Annotated in this window: 16 protein-coding genes and 1 riboswitch; of the genes, 9 read left to right on the top strand and 7 right to left on the bottom strand. The window is 64.5% G+C overall.

Translation table 11 applies throughout. The features are described from left to right. The first annotated feature begins 412 nt into the window (after nucleotides 1-412). Genes NKH21_RS09975 through NKH21_RS09965 form a run of 3 tightly spaced genes read left to right on the top strand, consistent with a single transcriptional unit; the run spans nucleotide 413 to nucleotide 2,800 of the window. Nucleotides 413-1,204, top strand: a complete 792-nt coding sequence (locus NKH21_RS09975; RefSeq protein WP_352669003.1) for a DUF3108 domain-containing protein — start codon at nucleotides 413-415, stop codon at nucleotides 1,202-1,204. 40 nt (nucleotides 1,205-1,244) lie between these two features. After that, the gene (yddG, locus tag NKH21_RS09970; RefSeq protein ID WP_352669000.1) at nucleotides 1,245-2,132 is read left to right on the top strand and encodes an aromatic amino acid exporter YddG; all 888 of its coding nucleotides are present in this window, start codon (nucleotides 1,245-1,247) and stop codon (nucleotides 2,130-2,132) included. Further along, nucleotides 2,129-2,800, top strand: a complete 672-nt coding sequence (locus NKH21_RS09965; protein WP_352668998.1) for a lysoplasmalogenase family protein — start codon at nucleotides 2,129-2,131, stop codon at nucleotides 2,798-2,800. Before yddG ends, NKH21_RS09965 begins: the two co-directional genes overlap by 4 nt. Before the next feature lie 4 nt (nucleotides 2,801-2,804). Here NKH21_RS09965 and NKH21_RS09960 read toward each other — a convergent pair whose 3' ends face one another. After that, nucleotides 2,805-3,233, bottom strand: a complete 429-nt coding sequence (locus tag NKH21_RS09960) for a cupin domain-containing protein (RefSeq protein WP_352668996.1) — start codon at nucleotides 3,231-3,233, stop codon at nucleotides 2,805-2,807. Nucleotides 3,234-3,254: 21 nt separating this feature from the next. Next, nucleotides 3,255-4,022 carry a hydroxyacylglutathione hydrolase gene (gloB, locus tag NKH21_RS09955; protein WP_352668994.1) on the bottom strand — a complete coding sequence of 256 codons (768 nt, stop codon included), beginning with the start codon at nucleotides 4,020-4,022 and terminating at the stop codon, nucleotides 3,255-3,257. A 98-nt stretch (nucleotides 4,023-4,120) separates the two neighbouring features. On the opposite strand from gloB, the gene NKH21_RS09950 reads away from it, so the two are divergent. From NKH21_RS09950 to NKH21_RS09940, 3 genes are all read left to right on the top strand, one after another. Next, a complete protein-coding gene (locus tag NKH21_RS09950) occupies nucleotides 4,121-4,891 on the top strand; it encodes a class I SAM-dependent methyltransferase (RefSeq protein ID WP_352489400.1) in 771 nt (256 codons plus the stop codon). 130 nt (nucleotides 4,892-5,021) lie between these two features. Beyond that, nucleotides 5,022-6,854 (top strand): ABC transporter ATP-binding protein/permease, encoded by a 1,833-nt coding sequence (locus NKH21_RS09945; protein WP_352668991.1) that lies wholly within the window; start codon nucleotides 5,022-5,024, stop codon nucleotides 6,852-6,854. A gap of 76 nt (nucleotides 6,855-6,930) precedes the next feature. Beyond that, nucleotides 6,931-7,737 carry a DUF1194 domain-containing protein gene (locus NKH21_RS09940; RefSeq protein WP_352668989.1) on the top strand — a complete coding sequence of 269 codons (807 nt, stop codon included), beginning with the start codon at nucleotides 6,931-6,933 and terminating at the stop codon, nucleotides 7,735-7,737. Nucleotides 7,738-7,755: 18 nt separating this feature from the next. Here NKH21_RS09940 and NKH21_RS09935 read toward each other — a convergent pair whose 3' ends face one another. Both NKH21_RS09935 and NKH21_RS09930 read right to left on the bottom strand, forming a co-directional pair. Then, entirely contained in the window at nucleotides 7,756-8,781 is a 1,026-nt protein-coding gene (locus NKH21_RS09935) for an RNA polymerase subunit sigma-70 (RefSeq protein ID WP_352668988.1), read from the bottom strand. A 52-nt stretch (nucleotides 8,782-8,833) separates the two neighbouring features. After that, nucleotides 8,834-9,580, bottom strand: coding sequence for an SDR family NAD(P)-dependent oxidoreductase (locus NKH21_RS09930; RefSeq protein WP_352864567.1), 747 nt, complete (start codon nucleotides 9,578-9,580; stop codon nucleotides 8,834-8,836). Between the two features lie 235 nt (nucleotides 9,581-9,815). On the opposite strand from NKH21_RS09930, the gene NKH21_RS09925 reads away from it, so the two are divergent. Then, a complete protein-coding gene (locus tag NKH21_RS09925; RefSeq protein WP_352668984.1) occupies nucleotides 9,816-10,136 on the top strand; it encodes a DUF1330 domain-containing protein in 321 nt (106 codons plus the stop codon). Between the two features lie 25 nt (nucleotides 10,137-10,161). Here the strand turns inward: NKH21_RS09925 and metW are convergent, their stop codons facing one another. Together metW and metX are read right to left on the bottom strand one after the other, a co-directional pair. Continuing rightward, nucleotides 10,162-10,776, bottom strand: a complete 615-nt coding sequence (metW, locus tag NKH21_RS09920) for a methionine biosynthesis protein MetW (RefSeq protein ID WP_352489406.1) — start codon at nucleotides 10,774-10,776, stop codon at nucleotides 10,162-10,164. A gap of 58 nt (nucleotides 10,777-10,834) precedes the next feature. Continuing rightward, nucleotides 10,835-12,004, bottom strand: a complete 1,170-nt coding sequence (gene metX / locus NKH21_RS09915; protein ID WP_352467542.1) for a homoserine O-acetyltransferase MetX — start codon at nucleotides 12,002-12,004, stop codon at nucleotides 10,835-10,837. A gap of 92 nt (nucleotides 12,005-12,096) precedes the next feature. Next, nucleotides 12,097-12,174, bottom strand: a riboswitch (SAM riboswitch). Nucleotides 12,175-12,312: 138 nt separating this feature from the next. Between metX and hisC the strand changes: the two genes are divergently transcribed. Both hisC and NKH21_RS09905 read left to right on the top strand, forming a co-directional pair. After that, on the top strand, nucleotides 12,313-13,422 hold the full coding sequence (gene hisC / locus NKH21_RS09910; protein WP_352668982.1) for a histidinol-phosphate transaminase: 1,110 nt from the start codon (nucleotides 12,313-12,315) through the stop codon (nucleotides 13,420-13,422). A 6-nt stretch (nucleotides 13,423-13,428) separates the two neighbouring features. Next, a complete protein-coding gene (locus NKH21_RS09905; RefSeq protein ID WP_352668980.1) occupies nucleotides 13,429-14,364 on the top strand; it encodes a prephenate/arogenate dehydrogenase family protein in 936 nt (311 codons plus the stop codon). 30 nt (nucleotides 14,365-14,394) lie between these two features. On the opposite strand, the gene NKH21_RS09900 is transcribed toward NKH21_RS09905, so the two are convergent. After that, nucleotides 14,395-15,396: a DUF2125 domain-containing protein gene (locus tag NKH21_RS09900; RefSeq protein WP_352668979.1), complete on the bottom strand. Its 1,002-nt coding sequence runs from the start codon at nucleotides 15,394-15,396 to the stop codon at nucleotides 14,395-14,397. Nucleotides 15,397-15,423 lie beyond the last annotated feature (27 nt).

Raw genomic sequence — 15,423 nt, 5'->3', positions numbered from 1 at the left:
GTCATTCAACCCTCCTTCGGCTTTTCCGGCCGAAATAGAATCGAGCTTCGCCGCAAAGCGCAACCCAGATGTGTGAATGCGATAGCACTTTCGTGGGGGCGAGGAACCCAAGCTGGAGTGAAGCCGCAACCCTTTCCCTCTGCCGGGCCGAGGCAGATCGGCAAATTCGTCGAGGGCGCCACATTTTGTTCTTGCTTTGTGCCGGCAGCTATGCTACTAATTTGGGTATGGTGCCAGTTGGCTCCAACGACCCGCCCGCCGAGGCGGGTTTTTTATTTCTAGCCCTGGACCCTCCCCAACGTTGCCTGCCGACGCCGCCTTTCACATTAAGGCCGGAATTCAGCCTATAAGCGGTCGCACAGGGACATGCCAGACCGGAGCCGCCCGTCCGGTCGACAATCAAGGACCCGCCATGCCTCGTTCTTTCCTTCATGCCCTGATCGCGCTGTTGGCCGTCGCGCTGCCGACAACGGCTTCGGCCGCAGAACCGCAATCCTTCACGGGCGAGTATTCGGTGTCGTTCCTCGGCCTCTCCGTGGCCAAAGCGAAATTCTCCAGCCATTACGAGGGCGACACCTATTCTATCGAGGGCAGCGTTTCCGCCGCCGGGCTCGCCACTTTGTTCGACGATACGAAAGGCACGATCTCGTCGAAGGGCAAGATTTCGGGCAAGCAGTTGCAGCCGCAAGCGTTCCACGCCGACTACACGTCCGGCAAGAAGGCATCGATGATCGACATCCAGTTTGCCAACGGCGTCGTCACCTCGACCAAGGTCGTGCCTGAGCCGAAGAAGCGCAATCCCGAGAATTGGATACCGCTGGCCGGCAGCCATCTCGTATCGGTCCTCGATCCGATGGCCGCGACCGTTATCCATGCCGACAGCCTCGACCAGGTCTGCGGGCGCACGGTGAAGCTCTATGACGGCGAAATGCGTGCCGATCTGAAACTGACCTACGAGTCCAAAGGCTCGATCTCGGTGACCGGCTACAAGGGCGATACGGTCACCTGCAGGCTGGGCTTCGAGCCGGTGGCCGGCTACCGCAAGAACCGCAAGGCGCTGAACTACCTGAAGAAACGCAGCCGCATCATGGTGACGTTTGCACCAGTCGGCCAAAGCGGCGTATATGCGCCGATCCGCGCCACGGTCAGCACGCAAATCGGTCCGTTGACGATCAGCGCGGAGCGGTTCGAAGCGAACGAATAGGCGTGATGGTGCGCCGCCAACGGGCATGGGGGCGACGGGTATGGCGCGCGCAACACTGATCGGCTTCTCCGCGGTCGCCATGTGGGCGCTGCTGGCGCTGCTTACGGATGCTTCGGGCGCCGTGCCGCCGTTCCTGCTTTCGGCAATCACCTTTACGATCGGCACCTGCGTCGGGCTGGTTGCCCGGCTGTTCATGCCGGCAGCCGGCGGCGCCGCGAAGATACCACGCAAAGTCTGGGTGATCGGCATTGCCGGCCTGTTCGGCTACCACTTCTTCTACTTCACCGCGCTGCGCAATGCGCCGGCCGTCGAGGCCAGCCTGATCGCCTATCTGTGGCCGCTGCTGATCGTGCTGGGATCGGCGCTGATGCCTGGCGAGCGGCTGGCCTGGAACCACGTCGCCGGCGCGCTGCTCGGCCTTGCCGGCACGGTCCTGATCGTCACCAAGGGCGGCGGGCTTGCCTTCGACGCGCGTTATGCCTTCGGCTACGCCATGGCCGGCGTCTGTGCGGTGCTGTGGTCGTCCTATTCGCTGTTGTCGCGGCGTTTCCCGTCGGTGCCGACCAGCATCGTCACCTGGTTCTGCGCCGCCACCGCGGCCCTTTCGCTGGTCTGCCATCTGTTGCTTGAACAGACGGTGCTGCCCGCCGGCGCCGGCCAGTGGCTGGCCGTGCTCGGCCTCGGTCTGATGCCGGTGGGGGCGGCGTTCTATGCCTGGGACATCGGCGTCAAGCGCGGCAACATCCAGGTGCTGGGCGCGGCGAGCTACGCCGCGCCGCTGCTATCGACGCTCGTGCTGATTGCCGCGGGCTTCGCCGAGCCGTCATGGCGCATCCTCGCCGCCTGCGTGCTGATCACCGGCGGCGCGGCACTGGCGGCGAAATCGCTGTTCCTGGGCAAGAGGGCCACGAGCGAGGCAAACGCATGATGCCGTTTCCCGGCGGCATCGATGCCAGTGCCAATGCGACGCTGGTGTTTTCGCTGGCGGCGGCGGTGATTTACGCGTTCAGCCTCGGCATGCCGCCGCGCCTTTCGCGATCGGCTGCAAGGACATTGGCGGTTGCGATGTTGGCGGTGCTGGTCGTGCAACAGGGCGGCCCATGGCTGCTCGTCGCCGCGCTGGGCGTCAGCGCCGTCGGCGACGCCTTCCTGTCGCGCGACGGCGAGAAGGCATTTCTTGGCGGCACGGCCAGTTTTCTTGCCGCGCATGTGCTTTATGTCGTGCTGTTCCTGCGTGCCGGCGGCGGCCTCGGGCTGCTTTCGGCCGAGCCGTGGCGGGTAGCGATCGTGCTGGCGATGATCGTGTCGGTGCTGGCCATGCTTTTCGCGCTCCGGCGCCGCGTCGGCCCGGGCTTGCGTTTGCCGATCGGTGTGCATGCCGCGGCACTGCTTGCCATGGGCATTGCGGCGCTCAGCCTGAACAGCGTCTGGGTCGTCGGCGGCGTCGTCCTGCTCATGCTGTCCGACGGGCTGCACGCCGCGGAAAAGTTCCTGCTGCCGGCAATCTCGCCGCACCGCATCTGGGTGCGCCATGCGGTCTGGGCGCTGTATTACGTCGGCCAGCTAGCGATCACGCTGGGTTTCCTGCTGGGCTAGGTGCCTAGGGCGTTCCCGGCAGCCAGCCTGGTTCGGCCAATTCGAAGGCCGCGAAATCGAACCCCGGCGCCACGGTGCAGCCGACCAGGGTCCATTCGCCGAGGCTGCGTGCCGACTGCCACCAGCCTGCCGGCACGACGATCTGCGGCCGCTCGCCTGCGGCAAGCGCCGTACCGAGGATCTCCTCGATGACGGGACCGCCTTCTCGATGTATCGACAGCGCCAGCGGCGCACCGTCATAGAAATGCCAGACCTCGGCCGCGTCCTTGACCCGGTGCCAGGCCGACAATTGGTCCTTCTCGAGGAGGAAATAGATCGCCGTCGAATGGCCGCGCGTGCCTGTCGCGCCGTCGCGAAAGGTCTCGGCATACCAGCCGCCTTCCGGATGCGGCTTCAGGCCGAGCAGGGCGATGATTTCGGCGGAACTGGTCATGACCCTAGCTCCTGGCGCCGCTCAGAAATTGTCCTTGCGCTTGCGGATCTCGGCGAACACTTCGGCGTCGGAGGCCTTCTCCAGGCCGAGATGCCTGCGGATCGCCGGATCGTGCCAGCGCAGGAACGGATTGGTCGACAGTTCCTCGCCGATCGTCGTTGGCAGCGTCGGTTTGCCGTCGGCGCGCAGCGCCTCGATTTTCGCGGCGCGCTCTTTCAGCGCCGAATTGGTCGGGTCGACGGTGAGCGCGAAACGGGCGTTGGCCAGCGTATACTCATGGCCGCAATAGACGACCGTCTCGGCCGGCAGCGCCGCGAGCTTCTTCAGGGATTCGTACATCACCGGCGGCTTGCATTCGAGCAGCCGCCCGCAGCCGAGCGCAAACAGAGTGTCGGCGGCGAATGCCACTTTCGACGCCGGCAGATGATAGGTGACATGGCCGGCCGTGTGGCCGGGTGTGGCGATGACCTCGATCCGCTCGTCGCCGAGGTGGACGACCGAGCCTTGCTCGACAGTTTCGTCAATGCCGGGAATCTTTGCCTTTTCGGCTTCCGGCCCGACAATGCGCAGCTTGAAGCGCTCCTTCAGCGCCAGATTGGCCTCGACATGGTCGAGATGGTGGTGAGTGGTCAGGATCATCGTCGGGGTCCAGCCGGTGCGCTTGATCGCCGCCAGGATCGGCGCCTCCTCGGGCGCGTCGATGAGCGCCGTCTCACCGCTTTTCGGGTCATGCACCAGCACGCCGAAATTGTCGCTGCGGCACATGAATTGTTCGATCTCGACGGGCATCGTATCTCTCCCTTTATTGCCGCAGACATAGGGCGCCTGCCAGCCGATGTCATCTGCCTTTGTTGAACTTGGACTGCTTCGAAGCTACCGTTCCGCCCATGCATTCTGACATTGTCGATCTCCGTTCGTTTTATTCGACCACGCTCGGCCGCCTGGCCGAACGCTCGATCACCATGGCGCTGTCCTCGATATGGGCCGTCGTGCCCAACGAGCGGCTGGTCGGCCTCGGCTACACCTTGCCGTGGCTGGAGCGCTTCGGCAGCGATGCCGAGCGTGTCTTTGCCTTCATGCCGGCAACGCAGGGCGCGGTGGTCTGGCCGGCGACCGGGCCGACGGCGACCGCCCTGGTCTTCGACGAGGAACTGCCGCTGGTCGATTCCTGCATCGACCGCATGCTCCTCGTCCATTCGCTCGAACATGTCGAGAACCCGCGCGAGACGCTGAACGAGATCTGGCGGGTGCTGTCGCCGGCCGGCCGTGTCGTCATCGTCGTGCCCAACCGGCGCGGCGTCTGGGCGCGCTTCGAGCACACGCCTTTCGGCAATGGCCGGCCGTTCTCGCGCGGCCAGCTCACCGAATTGCTGCGCGAAGCGAATTTCACGCCGGCGGCGTGGTCCGATGCGCTGTTCTTCCCGCCGTCGCCGCGACGTTTCATGATGCAGTTTCACAATGTGCTGGAACGCGCCGGCCGGCGCTTCTGGCCGATCTTTTCGGGCGTTATCGTCGTCGAGGCGCAGAAGCGGCTCTATCAAGGCGTGCCGGTTGCCCAGCGCGCGTCCCGCCGTGTCTTCGTGCCGGTTCTCTCGCCGCATGGCGCGCCGACGCTTGGCCGGCTGTCGCGGACCGAACGTCTGGCGCCGCCAAGATGACGCGTTCGTGATCCGACGCAGGCTTTTTCTCACCTATCTGTCGCGGACAGGTTGGCTGCCCGATTGAAGGCATACGCGGTCGATTCTATGACCGGGTTTCAGCACCGCTTCCGAATGCAAGGATCCACTCATGGCTGATCTTCCGGATGTCGAGGCCAGTGCCCAGAAGCTTGCCACGTCGATTGAAGCCAGCAGCCTGCGTGAGCAGCTGGCAACAATCAAATTGGCGCTGACCACCTCGCCAGTGCGAAAGCAATTGTTTTGGGCCGCGATCGGCATCGTCGCAGTCATCGTGGCGAGCTCGATCGGGCAGATTCTGCTCAATCGCTGGAACCAGCCTTTCTACGACGCGCTGGCGCGGCGCGACATGCCGGCTTTCCTGCATCAGCTTCTGGTCTTTGCCGGCATCGCCGGCGGGCTTGTGGTGCTCAATGTCGGCCAGACCTGGCTCGACCAGATGCTCCGCCTGAAGCTGCGCGAGGCGCTGACGCTCGACCTGATCGACGAATGGATGCGGCCGGCGCGTGCCTTCCGGCTGACCCATGCCGGCGCCATCGGCGTCAATCCCGACCAGCGCCTGCAGCAGGATGCCGGGCATCTCTCCGATCTTTCCACCGGCCTCGGCATCGGCCTGCTGCAGTCCTGCATCCTGCTTGCCTCCTTTGTTGGGGTTCTGTGGTCGCTGTCTTCCGGCTTCGTCTTCCACATAGGAGGCCATTCGCTGGCCATACCCGGCTACATGGTCTGGGCGGCGATCCTTTATGCTGGCACCGCCTCCTGGTTGAGCTGGCTGGTCGGACGGCCGCTGATCCGCTTCAACAACGATCGCTATACGCGTGAAGCGGAGCTGCGCTCCTCGGTGGTTCGCGTCAACGAGAACGTCGATGCCATCGCGCTGGCGCATGGCGAGGCCGATGCCAGGCGCCGGCTCGAATTCGATCTCGGCATGGTGCTGGGCGCCATGCGGCGCATCTACAGCGCCCAGATCAATCTTTCCTGGGTTACCGACACCTATGGCTGGATCACTGTCGTCGCGCCGATCCTTGTCGCCTCACCGGTCTATTTTGCCGGCGATATCAGCTTTGGCGGCTTGATGATGGCAGTCGGCGCTTTCAACCAGGTCCATTCCTCGCTGCGCTGGTTCATCAACAATATCGGCGGCATCGCCGATTGGCGCGCTACGCTGATGCGGGTCGCCGACTTCCGCATCGCGCTTGGCGACACCGACGCGCTGCACCATACGGAAAGGCGCATTTCGTTCGGCGAAAACCCGGACGGCAGCCTGACCTTCGAGAAACTCGAGATCGCCTCGCCGGAGGGATGCACCAAGCTTGCCGAGCCGCATGTCGAAATCCGCGCCGGCGACCGGGTCATGCTCACCGGAGATCCGGGCGCCGGCAAGACGCTGTTCTTCCGGGCCATTGCCGGTCTGTGGCCATGGGGCAGCGGACGGATCGGCATGCCGGCCGGAGAAGCGCCGATCTTTGTTCCGCGTACCCCCTATTTCCCGCTAGGCAAGCTGCGCGAGGTGCTCAACCATTCAGACGGCGCTGCGGAGGCGAGCGATGCCGAGATCTCGGAGGTGCTGGCCGATGTCGGGCTGCAACGCCTGTCGTCCTCGCTCGATCGCTCGGCGCGCTGGGAGCGTGAGCTCAGCGACGACGAGCAGCGTCTGCTGGCCTTTGCCAGGCTGGCCTTGCGACGGCCGAAATGGGTGATCATCGACGAGGCGCTGGACGCGTTCGACGGCCCAACGCTGAGGCAAGTGCTGTCGATGCTGGAGAAGCGCCTTCCCGACGCCGGGATCCTCAATATCGGCCGCGGCCAGCACTATGCCCGCTTCTTCCGCCGGGCGTTGACCATCGTCAAGGATGCCGGCCAACCGCCACTCAAGCCGGCCCGTATCAGGGCAGGTGCCATCGAACCGCCCCCGGCTATCGCCTCGGCCGGCCGAAAGAAATAGAAGGCAAGCTTTATTTCGCCGCGATCGCGGCGAAAAACTGTCGCGATCGTTTCAGATGGGAACGTTCCGATCGGCCATGCTTGACGCTCTCGCCCTGCTCGCCTGCCTTGCCTGCACCCCGGCGGCACCTGCGGCCGCGCCGGCCAATGCAATTGTCGTCGATGTCGAGCTGGTGCTGGCCGTCGACATCTCGCAGTCGATGGATGAAAGGGAGTTTGCCCTGCAGCGCGCTGGCTATGTCGCGGCGCTGCGCCACCCCGACTTCATCAACGCCGTGCGTGCCGGCACCTCCGGCCGCATCGCCATCGCCTATTTCGAATGGGCTGGCACCATCCGCGACGATGGGGTCATTGCCTGGCAGGTCGTCGACAGCAAGGAGAGCGCCAACGCTTTCGCCGACAAGATCGCGGCCCGCCCGTTCAGGAGCTTTCGCGGCACCTCGATCTCCGGTGCAGTGGCTTTCGGCGCCGAGCTTTTCGACGGCACGGCCTTCGCCGGCAAGCGCCGCGTCATCGACGTCTCGGGCGACGGCCCAAACAACACCGGCCTGCCGGTCACAACGGCACGCGATGCGGCGCTGGCGAAGGGCATCGTCATAAATGGGCTGCCGATCCTGATCAGCCCGTCACCCACCTTCAGCCATCTCGACCGGTATTATGCCGAATGCGTTACCGGCGGGCCGGGCTCGTTCGTGCTGCCGATCTATGCTGCTTCCGAATTTTCCACCGCCACTCGCCGCAAACTGATCCTCGAGGTCAGCGGCATCGAGTATCCCAAGGTGGATCCGAGGACGATCCGCATCGACGCACCGATCGACTGCCTGCAAGGCGAGCGCGACCGGCGGTTTTTCTCGGACCCATATTTCCCGGAACTTGACCGGTAAGGCTGGCCCAGGCGTAGGCTAGGCTGGCGGCAGGCCGAAGGCCGGGAACAGAGATGGCCCGAGCGGCCCTATGAAGATCGTCAAGGAAGCGATCCCGCCCTCGGCCGCGTCGAACACATGCAGGGAATGGCCCCGCCATTCAGGGCCATCGTGGCTGCGGGAATAAACCCCGACCGCCGGCTGGGCATTGGCGCGGGTGGCCAATGTGCGGAAGCCGCCAAACCTCGGCCAGACGGTCTCGAAGAAACCGCGGATCGCTTCGCGGCCTTGATACCATTCGCGCCAGGGCGGCATTGTATAGATGGCGTCCTCGCGCAGCAGCTCGATCAAGCTGTCGAGATTGGCGGCCTGCCAGGCCTGCATGTAGCGTTCGAGCAGCAGGCCTTCTTCGGGGCTGGGCCGTGATCGGCTGGCCGGCCGTCCCTGAGGATAGCGCGCCGCCAGCGTTGCGCGGGCGCGCTGCAACGCGCTGTTGATCGAAGCCGTCGATCCTCCCAGCAAACGCGCCGTCTCGACAGCCGACCATCCGAGGACGTCGGCAAGCAGCAGCGCGGCGCGCTGCCTGGGCGGCAGATCCTGGATGGCGGCGACGAAGGCGAGCTGGACGGCCTCGCGGCTCTCGTAACGGGCTTCCGGACCTGGCTCGCTGCCGGCAATGTCTGGAAGCTCGGCGTCGGGGTAGGGCTCCAGCCAGGCGATGTCGGCTACCGGCCCGCCTATGGCCGCTCCGTGCGAGGGCGGCCGTCCGGGTTCCCGGAGAATGCGGTGCGCCCTCGACCTCGCCTTGATGGCGTTGAGGCAAGCGTTGGTCGCGATCATGTAGAGCCAACCGCGAACCGAACCTCGCCCGTCGAACTCCGACCTGGCGCGCCAGGCGCGAAGCAACGTGTCCTGGACGAGGTCGTCGGCCTCGTGCAACGAACCCATCATGCGATAGCAATGCAGCTTGAGCTCGCGGCGATGGGCGGCCGTGACCTTCTCGAAGGCCAGCCGATCGAGGATCGGCTGGCCTGCTGGTTCCAGAGGTGGTTGAGCGTCTGTCATGCTACTTTCGGGCTGCATCCGGATTCCGGGTCAGGTTCGCATTACGCGCGCCTCAGGCGGCCGGGGCAAGCCCGCTACCGCTCACCATGAAGGAACTGCCTTGCGGCTGACCGGTGGCCAGCGCGACCACCGCCCGTCCGACATCGGCCGGCGTTTGCATGTCGGTCATGGCGGCGATGAAGTCCGCCGGCTGGATGCCCATATAGGCCGCGATGCTGTCGACGCCGGCCTTGCCCACGCCGGTCTCCGGCATGATGCGCATCGGCGCGAGCGCCATGAAGCGCAGGCCGAGGCCAAGTCGATCGGCCTCCTTCTGGCTATGACCGGCCAGGAACATCTGCATGCGTTTTGCGCCGGCATAGCCGCCGGCGTTCGGTGGTCCGCCGGTCAAGGCCGCGCCGCTGGAGATCAAGACGATCCGGCTCCCCGGCTTGAGCGGACGCCGCAGAGCGGCCCGGCAAAACAGGAACGACGCCTTGACGTCCGTGTCCCAGTTTGCCGAGAACGCCTTCCAGTTCTGTTCGTGCACCGGCGCGGAAGGCGCCAGCGCGCCTGCGCAGATCACCAGCACGTCCGGCTCCAGCGCGCCGAATACCTTGTCGGGGGCGGAGTCCACCGTCGCATCGACCGCGAGCGTCTTCACGCCCGAGACCTCCCAGGCAAATTGCGCCAGGGCCTGTTTTCCGCGGGCGACGGCCAGCACCGTCGCTCTCTCCTTGAGGGCGGCCTCCGCGATCGAGCGGCCGACACCACGGCTGCCTCCGACGACGACGACATTCTGATTTTGCAACGATCCCATGGATCACCTCTCTGTTCCCGGCCGCCGGACCATCCAGGCGCGCTCATCGATAAGGACAGCGCAGGCGCGCCAAAATCATCGGTGCCAGGCAGAAATATCTTCAGGTGACGGCAGCGGCGCGCCGGTTTTGTATTCAGTGTCATTACCTCTGGGGTAATCGACCAGCGCACTAGGTCTCGGCAAACTGCTCCCATCAAGCCGGTTGTCCGGCTTTCGACCATCAGGGAGTTACGCCATGACCGCCTACGCCGTCGCCCATATGCGCCAGGTCACGCCGGGGCCGCAGATCGTCGAGTACCTGCACAAGATCGATGCCACGCTGGAGCCGTTTGGCGGGCGTTTCGTGGTGCACGGAGGCGAGGTGGAAGTCGTTGAAAACACCTGGCCGGGTTACCTCATAATCATCGAGTTCCCCGACAGGCAGCAGGCGCGCGCATGGTACGACTCGCCCGCCTATCAGGAGATATTGCCGCTGCGCACCGGCAATTCCCAATCCGACGTGGTCTTGGTCGACGGCGTCCAGCACCCGCACAAGGCCACCGACGTTCTCGAATAAGGGGGCGATTTGCTACGGTTGGCTTTTATCGTTTCAACAGGAACACCGCCTGCTGGCCGAAAAAGTTCCAGAACCACCACGGCATCGAGAAGCCGATCCGCTGACCGTTGGCGTCGAGCGCGGTTGCCTTTTCCACCGTCGCGCCAAGCTCGTCGCACAGATTGACGAAATCGCGAATGGTGCAGAAATGGATGTTGGGCGTGTCGTACCAGGAATAGGGCAGGTCCTTGGTCACCGGCATGCGGCCGTTGAAGAGCAGCGAAAAGCGCACCCGCCAATGGCCGAAATTGGGGAAGGAGACGATGGCGCGATTGCCGATCCGGAGTAACTCGTCGAGCACCAGCTTCGGATTGCGGGTCGCCTGCAAGGTCTGCGACAAGACGACGAAATCAAAACCCTTGTCGGGATAGAATTGGAGATCCTTGTCGGCATCGCCCTGGATGACCGACAGGCCCCGCGCCACGCATTCGTTGACGCCGCGCTGCGACAGTTCCAGCCCGCGGCCGTCGACCTTCTTGGTCTCCTGCAGCAATTCGAGCAGCAGGCCGTCGCCGGAACCGACGTCCAGCACCCGCGACTGCGGCGGGATGAGATCGGCGACGACTTCGAGGTCGACGCGCTGGGCGCGGTTGACGCTCATGCGTTCGGCTCTTGCCTGGCGCATGGTCCTGATCCGAAAAGTCTGCAACTTTTCGGGGTCATGCGCCAAGCCCTCTCGCGCGCGCGGCCGAGGCGATGAAGCCTCTGATGGCGGCGAACAGTTCCGGCTCGTCGAGCAGGAAGGCGTCGTGGCCGCGGTCGGTCTCGATCTCGACGAACGAGACCGAGGCGCCGGCCGCGTTCAGCGCGTGCACGACCGAGCGGCTCTCCTCGGTCGGGAACAGCCAGTCGCTGGTGAACGAAACCAGGCAGAAGCGCGTCTTGGTGCCGGCGAAGGCATCGGCCAGACGGCCGCCATGGTCGGCGGCGAGATCGAAATAGTCCATCGCCCGGGTCATGTAGAGATAGGAGTTGGCATCGAAGCGGTCGACGAAGGTCATGCCCTGATGGCGCAGATAGCTCTCGATCTGGAAGTCGGCATCGAAGCCGAAGGTCAGCGCTTCGCGGTCCTGCAGGTTGCGGCCGAACTTGCGGTGCAGCGCTGCTTCCGACAGATAGGTGATGTGGGCGGCCATGCGCGCCACAGCCAGCCCCTTTTCCGGCCGCTTGCCATGCTCGAAATACTTGCCGCCATGCCAGTCGGGGTCGGCCATCACCGCTTGCCTGCCGACCTCGTGGAAGGCGATGTTCTGCGAGGAATGGCGGGCGCCGGTGGCGATCGGCAGCGCCGAGAAAACGCGCTCGGGATAGCTGGACGCCCATTGCAGCACCTGCATGCCGCCCATCGAGCCGCCCAGCACGCTGAACAGCTGTTCGATCCCGAAATGCTCGACCAGCATCAACTGCGCCCGCACCATGTCGCGGATGGTGATGATCGGCAGGTCGAGCCCGTAAGGCTTGGCGGTGGCGGGATTGGTCGAGGCGGGGCCGGTGGAGCCGAGGCAGCCGCCGATGACGTTGGACGAGATGACGAAGAAACGGTCGGTGTCGATGATCTTGCCGGGGCCGATCAGCACTTCCCACCAGCCCGGCTTGCCGGTCACCGGATTGGTGTTGGCGACGTGCTGGTCGCCGGTCAGCGCATGGCAGACGAGGATTGCATTGGAGCGGGCGTCGTTGAGCGTGCCATAGGTCTGGTAGGCGATCTGGAACGGCGACAGCAGCGTGCCGGCGTCGAGCTTGAGCGGCTTGTCGGCGCCGAAACGCAACACCGGGCTCGACGGCTGGTCGGCCTCGTTGTTGGTTTTTCGCGCGCGCAAAGCGACCATCACATCTCCTTGCCCGGCCTTCAGCTGTCCACCGGTCTGGGCAACAGCCAGCCAGGGCAACAAAAAACCGGCCATGCCTTCGCAAAGCCGGTTACAGGATGCAAACGGCCCTTTAGCAAGTTGTTTAACGTGGCTGCAAGCCGACCGGCCAAATCACCACGGAACTTTCGCTGCTCTTCTAGGACTGACGCATGGCTTCGTCAACGGCAAGTTCTTGATCCCGAATTGCCGCCCCTCGACATTCCGGGCCACGGCTTGTATTTCCGCTGCGGCCTCCGGATGGAGGCACTCTCGACGGATTTCATGGAATGAGCCAGACACCGGATCAGACACGTCCAAGGCCCCGCGCCGGCATCATGGAGATCGAAGCCTATGTGCCCGGCAAGAGCGCGGCGCCTGAAGGTGTCGCCAAGGTCCACAAATTGTCGGCGAACGAAAACCCGCTCGGCCCTTCGCCAAAGGCGATAGAGGCCGCGCGCGCGGTCGCCGACAAGCTCGCGGTCTATCCCGACGGCAGCGCCAGGCGCCTGAGGGAAGCGATCGCGGAGGTGCACGGGCTCAACCCGGCGAACATCGTCTGCTCCAACGGCTCCGACGAGATTCTGGGCCTGCTTGCGCAGACCTACCTCGCGCCCGGCGATGAAGCCATCATCACCGAACACGGCTTCATGGTCTACAAGATCTACATACAGTCGGCCGGTGCCGTCCCGGTAACGGTCAAGGAGACCGATGAACGCGCCGACATCGATGCGATCCTAGCCGCGGTGACGCCGCGCACCAGGATCATCTTCCTTGCCAATCCAAACAATCCAACCGGCACCTACGTGCCGTTCCAGGAGGTGCGCCGCCTGCATGCCGGCCTGCCGCGAAACGTGCTTCTGGTGCTGGATGCCGCTTACGCCGAATACGTCCGGCGCAACGACTATGAAGCCGGCGTCGAGTTGGTGGGCAGCGCGGAAAACGTGGTCATGACCCGCACCTTCTCCAAATTGGGCCTGGGCGGCGCGCGGATCGGCTGGATGTATGCTCCAATGCACGTCATCGACGCGATCAACCGCGTGCGCGGGCCTTTCAACGTCAATGCGACGGCGATCGAGGCCGGCATCGCGGCGATCCGCGACCGCGCGCACATCGAACGCAGCGTCGCGCATAACGAGACCTGGCTGGCCTGGCTGAGCGAGCAATTGGCGGGGCTTGGGCTGCGGGTGACGCCGAGCGTCGGCAATTTCATCCTCATCCACTTTCCCGAGGACAAAAAGCATTCGGCGGCGGCCGCCGACGACTACCTCAGCCAGCGCGGCTACATATTGCGGCGCGTTTCCGGCTACGGTTTTCCCAACGCGCTGCGCATGAGCATCGGCACCGAAGAGGCCAATCGCGGCGTTGTCGCAGCACTCGCGACATTCCTGAAAAGCTAGAGCACCATGACTTCACCGATGTTCGAAAAGATCGCGCTGGTCGGCATCGGCCTGATCGGCTCGTCACTGGCCCGCGTCATCCGCCGCGAGGGGCTCGCCGGCCAAGTCGCGATTTCGACGCGCAGCGACGCGACGCTGGCAAGGGCGAGCCAACTCGGCCTTGGCGACACCTACACGACGGATGCCAAAGAGGCGGTTCGCGACGCCGATCTGGTTATCGTTTCGGTGCCGGTCGGCTCTTCAGGTACGGTCGCCGAGGAGATCGCGCCGGCGCTGAAGAAGGGCGCCATCCTCACCGATGTCGGCTCGACCAAGGCCTCGGTCATCGCGCAGATGCAGCCGCATGTGCCTGATGGCGTGCACTTCATCCCCGGCCATCCTTTGGCCGGCACCGAAAAATCGGGACCGGATGCCGGTTTTGCCGAACTGTTCGAGAACCGCTGGTGCATCTTCACGCCGCTGCCCGGCACCGATCCTGCGGCACTGGAAAAGCTCTCGGAATTCTGGCGCCGCTGCGGCTCCAACATCGACACGATGGACCCGCAGCATCACGACATGACGCTGGCCATCGTTTCGCACCTGCCGCACATCATCGCCTATAACATCGTTGGTACCGCCGATGATCTGGAGTCGGTGACCAAGTCCGAGGTCATCAAATACTCGGCTTCCGGCTTTCGCGACTTCACCCGTCTTGCGGCGTCCGACCCGACCATGTGGCGCGACGTCTGCCTGCACAACAAGGACGCCATTCTCGAAATGCTGGCGCGGTTTTCCGAGGATCTTTCCTCGCTGCAGCGGGCCATCCGCTGGGGCGACGGCGAAAAGCTGTTCGACCTGTTCACCCGCACCCGCGCCGTCCGCCGCTCGATCATCGAGGCCGGCCAGGATATCGACGTACCCGATTTCGGCCGCCAGGCAGTCGAACACCCGCCGAAGGGATAAGCCGCTGCAGGCCGGTTGCAGGCCAGACCTCTAGTCGAGCGGCTTGATCTTGCCGAGCGGGATGAAGCCGAGCGAGGCCTTGCCCCTGACGATCTTCAGCGGCATCGACGGCTGGTTGCCGAGCAGCGCCAGTCCGGCAAAGCCGGTTTGGATCTCTTTCTTCTGCTCGGGGATGGCGGTGGCGAGGATCGCCGCCACGGCCTTTGGATCATTGAGCCTGATCGTCAAGTCGGCATTTATGAGACCGTCGTCATCGACCGACAGGGGTCCGGAAACGGTGATGCGCGCAGTTCCGGACGACAGATCGAGCTCGTGGATTTCGGCCGCCTGGCCGCGCAGGCTCTTCGGATTTGCCTTGATCAGCGTCACGCCGTTCTTCAGCGTCACGTCGCCGCTGCCGTCGAGCGGCGGCAAGACGCGCCCGTCGATGGCCGCCGCGTCGATTTCGAGATCGGTGAAATTGCCGGCATAGTCGATGTCCGGGCCGTTTGGGCGCAATTGCCCGATGGCAGTTCCGGCGCTGAACAGCGAGACGGGATCGGTGTCGTCTGCCGGATCGGTCTGGCCGGACAGGCCTTCTGCCTGCAGCGAGAGGCGTCTCGGCAGCGGCCAGGAGAGCTTCATGTCGGCCCGCAGATTATCCCAGTCGATCCAGAGCGGGGTCATGCCGGGAACAGAGGTCCTGAGCGGCCCCCTGAGCTCGGCGGCAGGCGACAAAAGCCGGGTGATCTGCGTGGCGGCGTTGATCTTGCCTGTCGATGCCGCGACGTTGCGGCTGTCGTCCTCGTAAGCCAGGCTGTCGCAGGAAAGGGTGAAGCTGAAGGGATAGCCGCTGACCGCGAGATTGGCGCAGTCGGCCTTGATGCCGTTGCCGTCGAGATCGGCGACCGCCTTGTCGGTTGCACTCTCGACCAGGTCCGCCAGGTAGAACCAGCCGGCGCTGTAGATGCCGAACAGCACGAGGATGAAAGCAGCAAGCCACAACAAGCGGCGACGTTGGCTGGGCGGCGGGCGCTCGTCACTTGACGTCATGCTGCGGCTTTCGTTAACGCGGGTGGC

It is taken from the genome of Mesorhizobium sp. M1329 (assembly GCF_040318035.1).
Classification (GTDB): domain Bacteria; phylum Pseudomonadota; class Alphaproteobacteria; order Rhizobiales; family Rhizobiaceae; genus Mesorhizobium.
This window is presented reverse-complemented; position numbering and strand designations above follow the sequence as displayed.

Bases quoted from the DNA above. Each gene is read 5' to 3' on its own strand.
- NKH21_RS09930 (WP_352864567.1), bottom strand. From the start codon at position 9,580: ATGGGATCGTTGCAAAATCAGAATGTCGTCGTCGTCGGAGGCAGCCGT.
- NKH21_RS09905 (WP_352668980.1), top strand. From the start codon at position 13,429: ATGACTTCACCGATGTTCGAAAAGATCGCGCTGGTCGGCATCGGCCTG.
- NKH21_RS09975 (WP_352669003.1), top strand. From the start codon at position 413: ATGCCTCGTTCTTTCCTTCATGCCCTGATCGCGCTGTTGGCCGTCGCG.
- NKH21_RS09950 (WP_352489400.1), top strand. From the start codon at position 4,121: ATGCATTCTGACATTGTCGATCTCCGTTCGTTTTATTCGACCACGCTC.
- NKH21_RS09925 (WP_352668984.1), top strand. From the start codon at position 9,816: ATGACCGCCTACGCCGTCGCCCATATGCGCCAGGTCACGCCGGGGCCG.
- NKH21_RS09935 (WP_352668988.1), bottom strand. From the start codon at position 8,781: ATGACAGACGCTCAACCACCTCTGGAACCAGCAGGCCAGCCGATCCTC.
- NKH21_RS09940 (WP_352668989.1), top strand. From the start codon at position 6,931: ATGCTTGACGCTCTCGCCCTGCTCGCCTGCCTTGCCTGCACCCCGGCG.
- NKH21_RS09945 (WP_352668991.1), top strand. From the start codon at position 5,022: ATGGCTGATCTTCCGGATGTCGAGGCCAGTGCCCAGAAGCTTGCCACG.
- metW (WP_352489406.1), bottom strand. From the start codon at position 10,776: ATGAGCGTCAACCGCGCCCAGCGCGTCGACCTCGAAGTCGTCGCCGAT.
- NKH21_RS09960 (WP_352668996.1), bottom strand. From the start codon at position 3,233: ATGACCAGTTCCGCCGAAATCATCGCCCTGCTCGGCCTGAAGCCGCAT.
- NKH21_RS09965 (WP_352668998.1), top strand. From the start codon at position 2,129: ATGATGCCGTTTCCCGGCGGCATCGATGCCAGTGCCAATGCGACGCTG.
- NKH21_RS09900 (WP_352668979.1), bottom strand. From the start codon at position 15,396: ATGACGTCAAGTGACGAGCGCCCGCCGCCCAGCCAACGTCGCCGCTTG.
- metX (WP_352467542.1), bottom strand. From the start codon at position 12,004: ATGGTCGCTTTGCGCGCGCGAAAAACCAACAACGAGGCCGACCAGCCG.
- gloB (WP_352668994.1), bottom strand. From the start codon at position 4,022: ATGCCCGTCGAGATCGAACAATTCATGTGCCGCAGCGACAATTTCGGC.
- hisC (WP_352668982.1), top strand. From the start codon at position 12,313: ATGAGCCAGACACCGGATCAGACACGTCCAAGGCCCCGCGCCGGCATC.
- yddG (WP_352669000.1), top strand. From the start codon at position 1,245: ATGGCGCGCGCAACACTGATCGGCTTCTCCGCGGTCGCCATGTGGGCG.